This is a genomic window from Methylocystis rosea SV97, from assembly GCF_000372845.1.
GTDB classification, from domain to species: Bacteria; Pseudomonadota; Alphaproteobacteria; order Rhizobiales; family Beijerinckiaceae; genus Methylocystis; species Methylocystis rosea.
Genome location: NZ_KB889963.1, coordinates 2,030,276 through 2,042,701, shown reverse-complemented (window position 1 = coordinate 2,042,701; position 12,426 = coordinate 2,030,276). Strand labels below are relative to the sequence as shown.

The window sequence follows — 12,426 nt, the reverse complement described above, 5'->3', positions numbered from 1 at the left end:
TGGCTGTGAACGCCAATAATAGCAACGCCGGACGTCGGAAGGGCGCTGATTCATCAAACATTAACCATTCATTAACCTTTTTTCGGCGCTTGCCATGAAAGCTGTTAATTTGGCAAGGTTCACGCGCGTTCGAACGAGAGACTAGCCGTTCATGCCCGATAAATTCACTCAACTGCTGCCGGCGCTCGCGGCGCTCGTTGCGTTCCTCGTCGCTGCGGTGCTGCTGCTTTATATTTTCCGTCTGTTGTTCGGACGCCGCCTCCGTTCGCCCGGAGGCCGCAATCGCGCGCGCCGGCTGGACGTTGTCGATGTCTATGACCTCGACCGCGAGCGCCAGCTCGTCATTGTGCGGCGCGACAATATCGAACATCTGCTCCTGATCGGCGGCCCGAACGACATCCTCGTCGAAGCGACGATCAACCGGCTCGAAGGCGCTGTCAGCCGCGGACCCGAGCAGCGCCCCGGAGCGCCGGCCGCCGCGAACTGGCCTGCCGAGCCCTCGGCTCCGCCTCGAGAGCTAGAAGCGCCGCTGCCGAAACCCGCCGCGGCGGGCGCCGTCAATCTGCCGCCCGACCTCTTCGCGCCGGCGCCCACGCGGCCTGCAGCGCCGCCGCCTCCTCCGCCACCGCCGGCCGGACCAAGAGTTTCAAGTCCGGCCGCCCAGCCGCAGCGCCCGGCTCCGCCCCGCTCGCCGACGCCGCCTTTCCTCGCGCGCGCTCAGCAGCGGCTGGCGCCTAAGCCCGCGCCGGCGCCTGAAGCAGCGGCCCCGGCGCCGCCGCCTCCGCCCCCTGTGGCTCCTCCGAGGCCGGCAGAACCCCCGCCGGCGCCAAGGCCTGCAGCGCCGCCGCCGCCTCCCGCTCCGCCGCCGGCCGCCGCGAGGCCTGCAGCGCCTCCGCCTGCGCCCCCGCCGCCGCCCAAGCCCGCAGCGCCGCCGCCTCCCCCGCCGCCGGCGGCTCCGGCCGACGTGGATCCGCTGGACTCGCTTGAGGCGGAGATGGCGCGGCTGCTCGGCCGCTCGGATCAGAAGGAATGAAAAAGGGCGTCGCCAGCGGCGACGCCCTTCACTTTTCCCCCGAAGGTTTCGGACTAATCGTCTCGATATACTTTTTCGCGCCGTTCGTGACGCTCCTGCGCCTCAATCGACAGTGTCGCGATCGGACGGGCGTCGAGGCGCTTGAGGGAGATCGGCTCCCCAGTTTCCTCGCAATAGCCGTAACTGCCGTCGTCGAGGCGCGTCAGCGCCGCGTCGATTTTGGCGATGAGCTTGCGCTGCCGGTCGCGCGCGCGCAGTTCGATGGCGCGATCGGTTTCGGACGACGCGCGATCTGCAAGATCAGGATGGTTTTCGTTTTCATTCTGCAGAGTGGCCAGCGTTTCGCGACTCTCTTGCAGAATGTCCTCCTTCCAAGCCAGCAGTTTGCGCCGGAAATATTCGCGCTGCCGATCGCACATGAAGGGTTCGTCTTCGGAAGGCTTATACGTTTCTTCCAGATCCACCGCCATCTCGCGAATCCTTAATTGGCCTATAGGCGACGCCTATATAGCCGCGACGGGCGCCACATACAATCATTCCCCGCGCCGCCGCTCACTCCATGGCTCTGCGCAGATTTTCGTCGATCTTGTCCAGGAAGCCTGTCGTCGACAGCCATTTCTGATTGCAGCCGACAAGCAAGGCCAGATCCTTGGTCATGAAGCCCGACTCGACGGTCGCGACGCACACTTCTTCGAGCGTGCGGGCAAAACGGACCAGATCCTCGTTCCCATCGAGCTTGCCGCGATGCGCGAGCGCACGCGTCCAGGCAAAAATCGAAGCGATCGAATTCGTCGAGGTCTCGTGCCCCTTCTGATGCTCACGATAGTGGCGCGTGACCGTGCCGTGAGCGGCTTCGGCCTCGACGGTCTTGCCGTCGGGCGTCATGAGCACGCTCGTCATCAGGCCGAGCGAACCGAAGCCCTGCGCAACGGTGTCTGACTGCACGTCGCCGTCGTAATTCTTGCACGCCCAGATGTAGCCCCCCGACCATTTGAGCGCCGAGGCGACCATATCGTCGATCAGACGATGCTCGTAGGTGAGGCCGAGCCCCTGGAATTTCGATTTGAACTCGGCGTCGTAAATCTCCTGGAACAGATCTTTGAAACGGCCGTCATAGGCTTTCAGGATCGTGTTCTTGGTCGAGAGATAGACCGGATATCTGCGCGTGAGCCCGTAGTTGAACGTCGCGCGCGCGAATTCGCTGATTGACTCGTCAAGATTGTACATCGCCAGCGCGACGCCGGAGCCAGGAAAGTTGAAGACTTCCTTCTCGATAACGTCGCCGTCGACGCCTTCGAATTTGATCGTCAGGCGACCCTTGCCCGGCACTTTGAAGTCAGTGGCCTTATACTGATCGCCGAATGCATGGCGCCCCACGATGATCGGCTGCGTCCATCCCGGCACCAATCGCGGCACGTTCCTGCAGATGATCGGCTCGCGGAAGATGACGCCGCCCAAAATGTTGCGGATCGTGCCGTTCGGCGATTTCCACATCTCCTTGAGCTGGAATTCCTTCACGCGCGCCTCATCGGGCGTGATCGTCGCGCATTTCACCCCAACGCCATGCTCCTTGATGGCGTAGGCCGCGTCGACCGTCACCTGATCATTCGTGGCGTCGCGATTTTGGATCGAGAGATCGTAATAAAGGAGATCGATGTCGAGATACGGACGAACGAGCTTTTCTTTAATGGCGGCCCAGATGATGCGGGTCATTTCGTCGCCGTCGAGTTCGACGACAGGATTCGCAACCTTTATCTTCCGCATGCATCCGCTCCTCTGTGCCGCGCGCCTTATAGCCTCCGCTAAAGGTTTTGGGTAGCAATCCACGGGCCTTCGGGTAAGCGTCGAAGCGCCCTTCCCCCCGCACACTTTCCGCCCTAATTTGCCGGCCGCTTTGGGGCGAGGGGGCAAATTGGTCGGGGCCGGGACGGATCGCAGCAAGACGGACCTTTCCGGGGGGCCGGCGATTGTGCTCGTGCGTCCGCAGCTCGCCGTCAACATCGGCATGTGCGCCCGCGCCATGGCCAACTTCGGCCTCTCCGATTTGCGCCTCGTCTCGCCGCGTGAAGGCTGGCCGCGCACCGGCGCCTATCGCAAGGGCGCCTATGCGGCCGCCGCCGGCGCCGTGCATCTCCTCGAAAGCGCGAAACTTTACGAGAGCGTTCGCGACGCGATCGAGGATCTCTCCTTCGTCTACGCCGCCACGGCGCGCGGACGCGGCCAGATGAAGCCGGTGCTGACGCCCGCCCAGGCCATGCCAAGCACGGCGGCGCGCATGACGGCGGGCGAGAAACATGGCGTGCTGTTCGGGCCCGAGCGCACCGGCCTCGACAATGACGACGTCGCGCTCGCCGACGCCATCCTCACCTTTCCGGTCAATCCCGCCTACGCTTCGCTCAATCTCGCGCAGGCGGTGCTGCTCACGGGCTATGAATGGTTTCGCGCCGCGCATGGCGACGCCATTCCCTTTGAGATCGAAGAGCGCTCGCCCCCGGCGACGCGCGAGATGACCCTCGCTTTCTTCGATTTTCTCGAAGGAGAACTCGACAAGCGCGGCTTCTTCCGCCCGCTGACGAAGAAGCCCGTCATGTCGCGCAACCTGCGCAACATGTTCCACCGCATGGGCCTCACCCAGCAGGACGTGCGCACGCTGTGGGGCATGGTCGTGCGGCTGGTGGAAGGCCCGCGCCGAGAGCCGAAGAAGACGAGCCGGAAGAAGCAGGCGGAAGGCGCGGACTCCTGAGCTTCGTCAGCTGTGACGAGACAACCGTCCTAGTGAAGCGACCGCTTTCCTTCCCGCCGCGTGGGCGGCGGCGCGAGCGGGCTCGCCTGATGGTGCACGAGCCGCCAGCGATCCCCGTTCCAGCGAAACCAATTGGTCGCGAGCAGCAACCCGCCGCCGACCTCCTCGATGCAAAAGACCCGCCCGTCGGCGCCCTCGATGAGCGTCTTTGGATCTCGCGTCGCGACCGCTTCCTGCGCCGGGTTACGAAAAATATCGCGGTAGGAGGCGAGCACCGGCATGCGCCCGACGAGCGCCGGCCATCCTGGGTGAACGCAGGAACAGCCCTCCTCCGCCCAAAGATCGTTCAAAGCGCCAAGGTCACGTGCGGCGAAGGCCCGGTAATAAGCAGCGTTGGCGTCGAGCAGCGAGATTTCATCCATCGGGGGACACTGCGAGATTCGATTGGGCATGGCAAATGCAAGACAGGGCCCAGAGCAGGACGGCGCGAGAGAAATTGTTCGATGGATGCGCTGACCTGGTTCGGACTTTTCGCGGTAAGCGCAATGCTGCTGACTTATTCAATGGAAGAACGCAGCCATTGGTTCGTGCTGGGATTCGCCGCCGCCTGCGCTTTGGCGTCCGTCTACGGGTTCATTCAAGGCGCATGGCCCTTCGGCCTGGTCGAGGCGGTGTGGGCAGGGGTCGCGCTCAAGCGCTGGCGCTCGCGGCGAAGAGCCTCGCAAGACTGCGGCGAAGCGCTTAAGTAATCATGTCGAGATGTCACAGAGCGCCCGATTTGTGATATTCGCGCACTTCCGGCCGGCCTTGAACCGGACGCAGGAGTCTTCCGATGTTCATCCAGACTGAAGCTACCCCTAATCCCGCAACGCTCAAGTTTCTGCCCGGCCAGGACGTTCTGGGCCAAGGCGCCATGGAATTCCGCTCGCGCGACGACGCCATCCACGCGCCGCTCGCCGAGGCGCTGCTCTCCATCGACGGCGTCGAGGCGGTGATGTATGGCGCGGATTTCGTCTCGGTGACGAAGAACGGCGCCGAATGGCCGCATCTGAAGCCCGCCATTCTTGGCACGATCATGGAGCATTTCGCCTCCGGCGCGCCGCTCCTGACGGAAGGCGCGGCGCCAGCGCAGCCCGACGGGGAGTTCTATGACTCCGCCGACGCCGAGACGGTCGCCACGATCAAGGAGTTGATCGAGACGCGCGTGCGGCCGGCGGTCGCCGGCGACGGCGGCGACATCGTCTTCCGAGGCTTCAAAGACGGCGTCGTCTATCTCGCCATGAAGGGCGCTTGCTCCGGATGCCCGTCATCCACCGCTACTTTGCGAAACGGCATCGAGAACCTGCTCAAGCATTTCCTTCCGCAGGTGAAGGCGGTCGAGCCGGCGTAGGGGCGGCGTGTCGGAGGCGACGTTGATCGCGCTCCGAAAACCGTCATAATCAACGAATCATGCGAATCCTTGCGATTGACACTGCTCTGCCAGCCGTCTCGGCCTGCGTGCTGGACCACGACGGGGCGGAGCCGGTCGCCGCCGAGTCTATTGAGATGGAGCGCGGCCACGCCGAGGCGCTGCTGCCGCTGATCAAGCGCGTCATGAGCAAGGTCGAAGGGGGTTTCGCTTCGCTCGACCGGGTGGCGGTGACGGTCGGACCAGGCTCTTTTACCGGCATTCGCATCGGCCTCGCCGCCGGTCAGGCGATCGCGCTCGCCTGTAAGACCGAGATTGTCGGCGTTTCGACGCTCGCCGCGCTTGCGGCGCCGCTGATCATTGATCCCTTCGACGGCGTGGTCGCGGCGGCGATCGACGCCCGCCATGACAAGGTCTACATCGCCGCCTTCGGCCCGGACGGGCGCCCGCTCCTCTCGCCGCGCCGCATCAACGCGCATGAAGCGCTTCGCGCGCTCGGGACCGGCCCGCTGCTTCTGACCGGTTCCGGCGCGCCGCTGCTTGCGAAGGAGGCGCGCGCCCGCGGCGTACCGGTCAGGATCGCGAGCGAGCGGCCTGCCCCCGATATCGCCCTCGTGGCGCGTCTCGGCCTTGCCGCACAGCCTGATACTGCGCCGGCCCGGCCGCTTTATCTTAAAGAGCCCGACGTCACGATGCCGGCTGCGCGGCCCACCGCCCCAAAGGGCGCCGTGGGCTTGGGCGATGCGGCCGCGCGCGCCGCCGCCGCTGCGGCGCAGGCGTGAGCTTTGCGCCATGACGCTGCTTTCGTCCTTCTTCGCCAAGCCGACATTCGTCATCGAACCCATCGGGGCGGAGCGCGCCGATGACTGCGAACGTCTGCATGGGGCGTCCTTCGCTTTTGGCTGGTCGAAAATCGACTTTGAAAATTATTTGACGGACGCCCACATCATCGCCGATGGGGCGGTCCCCGAGGGCCGGAAAGGCGAGCTTGGGGGGTTCATCCTCTCGCGGCTGACGCCGCCCGACGCCGAAGTCCTCACTTTCGCCGTCGATCCCAGCAGACGCGGCGCGGGACTGGGCCGACGCATTCTTGAAAAACATCTCGAACATCTCGAGCGTGGCGGCGCCCGGCTTGTCTTTCTGGAGGTGGCCGACGACAATGAGGCCGCGCTGAAGCTCTACGCACGCGAGGGCTTCAAAGAGATCGGCAGGCGCGAGAACTACTATCAGCGTGCTAACGGCGAACGGCGCGCGGCGATCGCTCTGCGACTGGAGATCTGAGCGAGCGCGGCTTGCGGACGGCTATAATGAGTCGCCCAGGCGCGCTGTGCGCTGCTCCTGCGCTATGGCGGGTCAGTTCATAAAATATGAGTGCACGGCGTCTCTCGCGGCGGTAGAGCGTTTCCCGATCGCATGGACCCAAGTGATCGATAAGGAATCGCTCAAAATCAAAATGTTGGAGCAGGTTCTCATCGAAAAAGTCTGTCAACTTTTTCGGAACCTGCTCTAAGGCGCAAAAAAAGTCGTATAGTGCGTCCACTCGGATGGCGCGCCGAGTCGCCGGGGCGAGCGATGGAGCAGAAAAATAGTCACAGACGTCAAAGAACTGATTGAGGCGCGATCCAAATCTCAGCGGTCCGAAGCGGCACGACTCTCCAAAGTTCTGGTCAAGTCATACGGCTGCCAGATGAACGTCTATGACGCGACGCGCATGGCCGACCTGCTCAGCCGCGAGGGCTACGCCGAGACCCAGAGCGAAGAAGACGCCGATCTCGTCATTCTCAACACATGCCATATTCGCGAAAAGGCCGCCGAAAAAATCTATTCCGAACTCGGTAAGCTTGCGATCGCCAAACGCGCGCTGAACGCGCAAGGCCGCGACATGAAGATCGTCGTCGCCGGCTGCGTCGCCCAGGCTGAAGGCGAAGAGGTGCTCAAGCGCCAGCGCGCCGTCGATGTCGTCGTCGGTCCGCAGAGCTATCACCGACTGCCGGAGCTGCTGCGCCAGGCTAAAGACGGCGCAAGGGTCTCGGACACGGATTTCGCCGTCGAGGACAAATTTCGCGTCCTGCCCGCTCCCAGTGGCGCACAGATTCGTGCGCGCGGCGTTTCGGCTTTCGTCACCGTTCAGGAAGGGTGCGACAAGTTCTGCTCGTTTTGCGTCGTGCCCTATACACGCGGCGCCGAAGCATCGCGTCCCGTCGCCGAGATCATCGCCGAGACGATGCGCCTCGTCGACGCCGGCGTGCGCGAGATCACGCTGATTGGCCAAAACGTCAACGCTTATCTTGGTCCTGATGGCGACGGCCGGCAGGCAAGCCTTGCGCAGCTTCTCGATCGGCTGGCGCAGATCGAAGGCTTGGCGCGCCTGCGCTACACCACAAGTCATCCGGTCGACATGGCGCAGGAGCTTATTGACGCGCATGGCGCAAATCCAAAGCTCATGCCCTATGTGCATCTGCCGGTTCAATCGGGTTCGGACCGCATTCTGAAATCCATGAACCGCAAGCACGGCGCAGACGCATACCTCGCCATCGTCGAGCAGCTTCGAAAGGCCCGGCCAGACGTCGCGATGTCATCGGATTTCATCGTCGGCTTTCCGGGCGAAAGCGACGCCGATTTCGAGGCGACGATGGCGCTCGCCCGCGCTGTGGGCTTCGCTTCAAGCTTTTCTTTCAAATATTCGCCGCGGCCCGGCACGCCCGCCGCCGACCGTGACGATCAAATTGACGAGACCGTCAAGAGCGAACGCCTCGCGGCGCTACAGGTTTTGCTTGAAGAGCAGCGGCAAGGCTTCAACGCGGCGACGGTCGGCCGAGAATTCGACGTGCTCTTTGAAAAAGCCGGTCGGCATGAGGGCCAAATTGGGGGCAAGACTCCCTATATGCAGGCTGTGCATGTAGAAGGCCCGATGGCGTGCGTTGGCCGCGAAGTCAGAGTGAAGATCATCGCGGCGGGCTCGAATTCCTTGAGCGGACGGCTCATGAGCGAGGAGGCGAAGGCTTGACGACCATCGACGACCCGTTGCTCGCCGCACGGGGACCGGAGCCTGTTGACCCGGAAGCGGAAATCACGCTCGCCTTTGAAAACAACCGTCACGCCTCGCTCGTTTTCGGCCTCTACGACCAGAATCTCGCCAAGATCGAACGACGCTTGCGGGTCGCCTCCTTCGCCAATGGCAATCACGTCACGCTCAAAGGCAAGTCCGAGGCCTGCGAACATGCGCGACGCGTGCTGGAGGCGCTTTATGAGCGCGTCGCGATGGGTCAGACGATCACGCTGGGCGACGTCGACGGCGCCATAGAAGAATCAGCGCGCCAACGCAGCCTGTTTCCGGATTCGGAGCCGTCACGCGGCGCTTTCGAGCAGATCCTGACCCGCAAACGCGGGTCGGTGCGCGCGCGCAACGCCGCGCAGGACCAGTATTTGCGGGCGCTCAAGCGCTACGAGCTGGTTTTTGCGGAAGGTCCTGCGGGCACGGGCAAGACCTGGCTCGCGGTCGGCCACGCCGTGCAGCTAATGGAGCAAGGCGCGGTCGAACGGTTGATTCTGTCCCGCCCCGCCGTAGAGGCCGGCGAGCGTCTCGGCTTTTTGCCCGGCGACATGCGCGACAAGGTCGACCCCTATCTCCGCCCGATCTACGACGCGCTGCATGATTTCATGGATGCGCGGATGGTCGAGCGCGGCATGCAGACCGGACTCATCGAAGTCGCGCCGCTCGCGTTCATGCGCGGCCGTACGCTGACGCGAAGCTGCATCCTGCTCGATGAGGCGCAGAACGCCAGCTCGATGCAGATGAAGATGTTTCTCACCCGGCTCGGCGAAGGCTCGCGGATGATCGTCACCGGCGATCCATCGCAGACCGATCTGCCTCCCGGGCAGAAATCCGGCCTCTCGGAAGCCGTAAGCCTGCTCGCCAATCTCGACGTCGTCGGCCGCGTGAGATTTTCGGAAGGCGACGTGGTGCGCCACGATCTTGTTCGGCAAATCGTTGGAGCCTATGAGCGCGCCGCGCGCGCCAACAAGCAGACGCGCGGGGACCCCTGACTTTGGAGATCGACGTGAATGTCGCGGCGCCTGCATGGCGGCGCGTCGAGGATCTGGAAGATTTGACGAGAGAATGCGTTCGTCAGAGTCTCGCCCTAAGCGCGGCCACGCTCGCGCCGGAATGTGAAATCAGCGTCACATTTTGCGACGACGCGGCGATTCAGGAACTCAACGCCGAGTGGCGCGGCAAGGATCAGCCCACGAATGTGCTGTCTTTTCCGACGCCTGGCCTGCTCGAGCGCAAGCCTCTGCTTGGCGACGTTATCGTCGCCTTCGAAACCGTCGCCAGAGAGGCGGAGGAGCAGGGCACGCTTTTGCGCGCCCACACGGCGCATATGATCGCGCATGGATTTCTGCATCTAATCGGATATGATCACGAGACCGCCGCCGAGGCCGAGCGGATGGAAGCGCTGGAGCGTAAAATCGCGATGGCTCTTGGATTTCCCGACCCCTATGCGGAAGACGCAGACGGGCCGGCCGGCGGAGCGAATTGAACAAAGCGCATGTCGACGCCATACGATAACGCCGACGATCCAATTCCATTCAGACGAACTGGCGATGGACCACGCCTGAGCCTCGTCGACAGGCTGCGCGGGCTGCTCGGTCTGGCGCCGGCCTCGGTGCGCGAGGACATCGAGGACAGGCTTGAAGAGTCGGCGTGCGACGTGACCCCGCATGAGCGGGCGCTCTTGAAGAACGTCCTCGGCCTGCACGACATGCGCGTCGACGACGCGATGATCCCCCGCGCCGACATCGTCGCCATCTCGCTGGACGCGCCGCTGCGCGAAGCCTTGGAGCTGTTTCGCACCGCCGCCCATTCGCGCCTGCCGGTTTACGCCGATACGCTCGACGATCCGCGCGGGATGATCCATATCCGCGATTTCGTCAATCATATCGCGTGCTGCGCCGATCGGCCCCAAGGCGCCGACGCGACGACCGTTGAACCGAGAAAGATCGACTTCGATACGCCGCTATCGCAGGCGAATTTGCTCAAGCCGGTGCTCTTCGTGCCGCGCTCTATGCCGGCGCTGGATCTTTTGATCCGTATGCAGGCGACGCGCACGCATCTGGCGCTCGTCATCGACGAATATGGCGGCACCGACGGCCTCGTCACCATCGAAGACATCATGGAAATGATCGTCGGCGACATCGAGGACGAACATGACGTCATCGACGAGTCGGGCTTCGTCGAATTGGAGAACGGCGATTTCATCATCGACGGGCGCGCCGATCTTGATGAAGTGACGGCGCGGCTCGGCGTCGACTTCAGACTTGAAGACACGCCCGCCGAGGTGACGACGCTCGGCGGTCTGGTCGCGTGGCTGGCCGGCCGCGTGCCCATGCGTGGCGAGATCATCGCGACGCCGGTCGACTCCCACGAGTTTGAGATCGTCGACGCCGATCCGCGCCGCGTCGGCAAGCTGCGCGTGCGCTCGCGCCGGCCGGCGTGAGACATCCTTCGCACGCGCATAAATTTGTCTGCTAAATCCGCTGTAAAGTCGGCCTGCCGATTCGCGGCGGTTCGAGGATCGATGGCGCAGATAGCCGAAATCGCCAGCGCGCGCGCGTCGGCGCCGACTCTTTTGCAGCGCATTATCCTCGCCCGCGGCTGGACGCGCCGCGCGATCGCGTTCTGCGCCGGCGCGGCCGGCGCTCTCGCCCTCGCGCCTTTTGATTTCATCCCGGCCATGTTTGCGCCGCTCACCGTCGCCGTCTGGCTCATCGACGGCGCGGCCGACGGCGAGAACGCGCCGCGCTTCGCCCTTGCGCCGATTCTCTCGGCGGCCGGCGCAGGCTGGTGGCTGGGCTTCGGCTATTTCGTCGCGGGCCTCTGGTGGATGGGCGCCGCGATGCTCGTCGAAGCCGACCAATTCGCCTGGGCGCTGCCGCTCGCCGTATTCGGTTTGCCGGCGGTTCTCGCGCTCTTTCCCGCCGCGGGTTTCGCGCTCGCGCGCCTCTTGTGGTCGCCCGGCGGCGCCCGCGTCTTCGCGCTGGCCGCGGGACTGGGCGCCGCGGAGTGGCTGCGCGGGCATCTGTTCACGGGCTTTCCCTGGAACGATTTCGGCATGGCGCTCACAAGCGCCGGGCCAATGGCGCAGACGGCCTCTCTGGTCGGCCTGCATGGGCTCGACATCGTCGCGATCGTGATTTTCGCCGCGCCTGCGACGCTGATCGATCGCGCGCAGCGCGGCGCCCGCCGCATCGGCGGGACGATGTTCGCCGCGGCGGCGCTCGCCATGCTGATGTTCGCCTATGGCGTGTTTCGGCTGGGCGCCAATATGACGGAATATGTCGACGGCGTGGCGTTGCGCCTGATGCAGCCCAATCTCCCTCAGGATGCGAAATTTCGCCCCGAAAACGGCGCGAAAATCTTGCGTCACTATCTCGACCTCTCGGAACGCGCGACAAACGAGCGGCCGTCCGGGCTCGCCGAAATCACCCATCTCGTCTGGCCGGAATCGGCGTTTCCTTATGTCATTTCACGTCACCCGGAGGCGCTCGCGGCGATCGCCCGCGCGCTCAAGGGCGGCGTTCTTTTGACCGGCGCGGCGCGGGCTGAAAGCGATGGCGACGGACGGCCGGGCAAGATCTTCAATTCGATCGAGGCGCTAAAGGGAGAGTCGATCGTCGCCTTTTACGACAAGGTTCATCTCGTCCCCTTCGGAGAATATCTGCCGCTGGAGGATCTGCTGCGGCCTGTTGGAATCAGTCACCTCGTTCCCGGCATATGGGACCGCGGCGCGGGTCCGCGCCTTCTTGCGGCCCCCGGTCTGCCGCCCGTTGCGCCGCTCATCTGCTACGAAGCGATTTTTTCGGGCGAGACGATCCAGCGCGACGCCGCCGATCGCCCCCGGCTGTTTCTCAACGTCACCAATGACGGATGGTTCGGCCGCACGACCGGCCCCTATCAGCATCTGGCCCAGGCGCGCCTGCGCGCGATCGAAGAAGGGCTGCCAATGATCCGCGTCGCCAATACCGGCGTTTCGGCGATCATCGACGCCTACGGACGCATCCTTCAGTCGCTGCCGCTCGGCGAAGAAGGCCTCATCGACGGGCGTCTGCCGAGGGATGCGGCGCCCACCGTCTTCGCCGCTTACGGCGCGCTGGCGTTCCCGGCGCTCCTTGCCCTCGCGACGGCCATGGCCTTGTTCGGCGTCGCCAGGCGCCGGCCATAAATTCGCTCCCGCTTCGTCG

Annotated in this window: 14 protein-coding genes; 11 read left to right on the top strand and 3 right to left on the bottom strand. The window is 64.2% G+C overall.

Annotation, left to right across the window (positions count from 1 at the left end):
• Nucleotides 1-151: 151 nt before the first annotated feature.
• A complete protein-coding gene (locus tag A3OO_RS0110640) occupies nt 152-1,033 on the top strand; it encodes a flagellar biosynthetic protein FliO (protein ID WP_018407831.1) in 882 nt (293 codons plus the stop codon).
• Nucleotides 1,034-1,086: 53 nt separating this feature from the next.
• On the opposite strand, the gene dksA is transcribed toward A3OO_RS0110640, so the two are convergent.
• Nucleotides 1,087-1,503, bottom strand: coding sequence for an RNA polymerase-binding protein DksA (gene dksA / locus A3OO_RS0110635; RefSeq protein ID WP_014890379.1), 417 nt, complete (start codon nt 1,501-1,503; stop codon nt 1,087-1,089).
• Nucleotides 1,504-1,585: 82 nt separating this feature from the next.
• The gene (locus A3OO_RS0110630) at nt 1,586-2,797 is read right to left on the bottom strand and encodes an NADP-dependent isocitrate dehydrogenase (protein WP_018407830.1); all 1,212 of its coding nucleotides are present in this window, start codon (nt 2,795-2,797) and stop codon (nt 1,586-1,588) included.
• 148 nt (nt 2,798-2,945) lie between these two features.
• Here A3OO_RS0110630 and A3OO_RS0110625 point away from each other — a divergent pair, with 148 nt between their 5' ends.
• Nucleotides 2,946-3,776 carry an RNA methyltransferase gene (locus A3OO_RS0110625; RefSeq protein WP_018407829.1) on the top strand — a complete coding sequence of 277 codons (831 nt, stop codon included), beginning with the start codon at nt 2,946-2,948 and terminating at the stop codon, nt 3,774-3,776.
• A gap of 29 nt (nt 3,777-3,805) precedes the next feature.
• Here A3OO_RS0110625 and A3OO_RS0110620 read toward each other — a convergent pair whose 3' ends face one another.
• On the bottom strand, nt 3,806-4,198 hold the full coding sequence (locus A3OO_RS0110620) for a nuclear transport factor 2 family protein (protein WP_018407828.1): 393 nt from the start codon (nt 4,196-4,198) through the stop codon (nt 3,806-3,808).
• A gap of 81 nt (nt 4,199-4,279) precedes the next feature.
• Between A3OO_RS0110620 and A3OO_RS0110615 the strand changes: the two genes are divergently transcribed.
• From A3OO_RS0110615 to lnt, 9 genes are all read left to right on the top strand, one after another.
• The gene (locus A3OO_RS0110615) at nt 4,280-4,525 is read left to right on the top strand and encodes a hypothetical protein (RefSeq protein ID WP_018407827.1); all 246 of its coding nucleotides are present in this window, start codon (nt 4,280-4,282) and stop codon (nt 4,523-4,525) included.
• An 83-nt stretch (nt 4,526-4,608) separates the two neighbouring features.
• Nucleotides 4,609-5,166: a NifU family protein gene (locus tag A3OO_RS0110610; RefSeq protein WP_018407826.1), complete on the top strand. Its 558-nt coding sequence runs from the start codon at nt 4,609-4,611 to the stop codon at nt 5,164-5,166.
• A gap of 59 nt (nt 5,167-5,225) precedes the next feature.
• Nucleotides 5,226-5,966: a tRNA (adenosine(37)-N6)-threonylcarbamoyltransferase complex dimerization subunit type 1 TsaB gene (gene tsaB, locus A3OO_RS0110605; protein ID WP_018407825.1), complete on the top strand. Its 741-nt coding sequence runs from the start codon at nt 5,226-5,228 to the stop codon at nt 5,964-5,966.
• Nucleotides 5,967-5,976: 10 nt separating this feature from the next.
• The gene (locus tag A3OO_RS0110600) at nt 5,977-6,465 is read left to right on the top strand and encodes a GNAT family N-acetyltransferase (RefSeq protein WP_026222884.1); all 489 of its coding nucleotides are present in this window, start codon (nt 5,977-5,979) and stop codon (nt 6,463-6,465) included.
• 304 nt (nt 6,466-6,769) lie between these two features.
• Entirely contained in the window at nt 6,770-8,191 is a 1,422-nt protein-coding gene (miaB, locus tag A3OO_RS0110590; protein ID WP_425338974.1) for a tRNA (N6-isopentenyl adenosine(37)-C2)-methylthiotransferase MiaB, read from the top strand.
• Nucleotides 8,188-9,231 (top strand): PhoH family protein, encoded by a 1,044-nt coding sequence (locus tag A3OO_RS0110585; RefSeq protein ID WP_018407821.1) that lies wholly within the window; start codon nt 8,188-8,190, stop codon nt 9,229-9,231. The genes miaB and A3OO_RS0110585 overlap by 4 nt, the downstream gene beginning before the upstream one ends.
• Before the next feature lie 2 nt (nt 9,232-9,233).
• A complete protein-coding gene (ybeY, locus tag A3OO_RS0110580) occupies nt 9,234-9,725 on the top strand; it encodes an rRNA maturation RNase YbeY (protein ID WP_018407820.1) in 492 nt (163 codons plus the stop codon).
• 9 nt (nt 9,726-9,734) lie between these two features.
• Nucleotides 9,735-10,682 carry a hemolysin family protein gene (locus A3OO_RS0110575; protein WP_018407819.1) on the top strand — a complete coding sequence of 316 codons (948 nt, stop codon included), beginning with the start codon at nt 9,735-9,737 and terminating at the stop codon, nt 10,680-10,682.
• Between the two features lie 81 nt (nt 10,683-10,763).
• On the top strand, nt 10,764-12,407 hold the full coding sequence (gene lnt / locus A3OO_RS0110570; protein ID WP_018407818.1) for an apolipoprotein N-acyltransferase: 1,644 nt from the start codon (nt 10,764-10,766) through the stop codon (nt 12,405-12,407).
• The last annotated feature ends 19 nt before the right edge of the window (nt 12,408-12,426 follow it).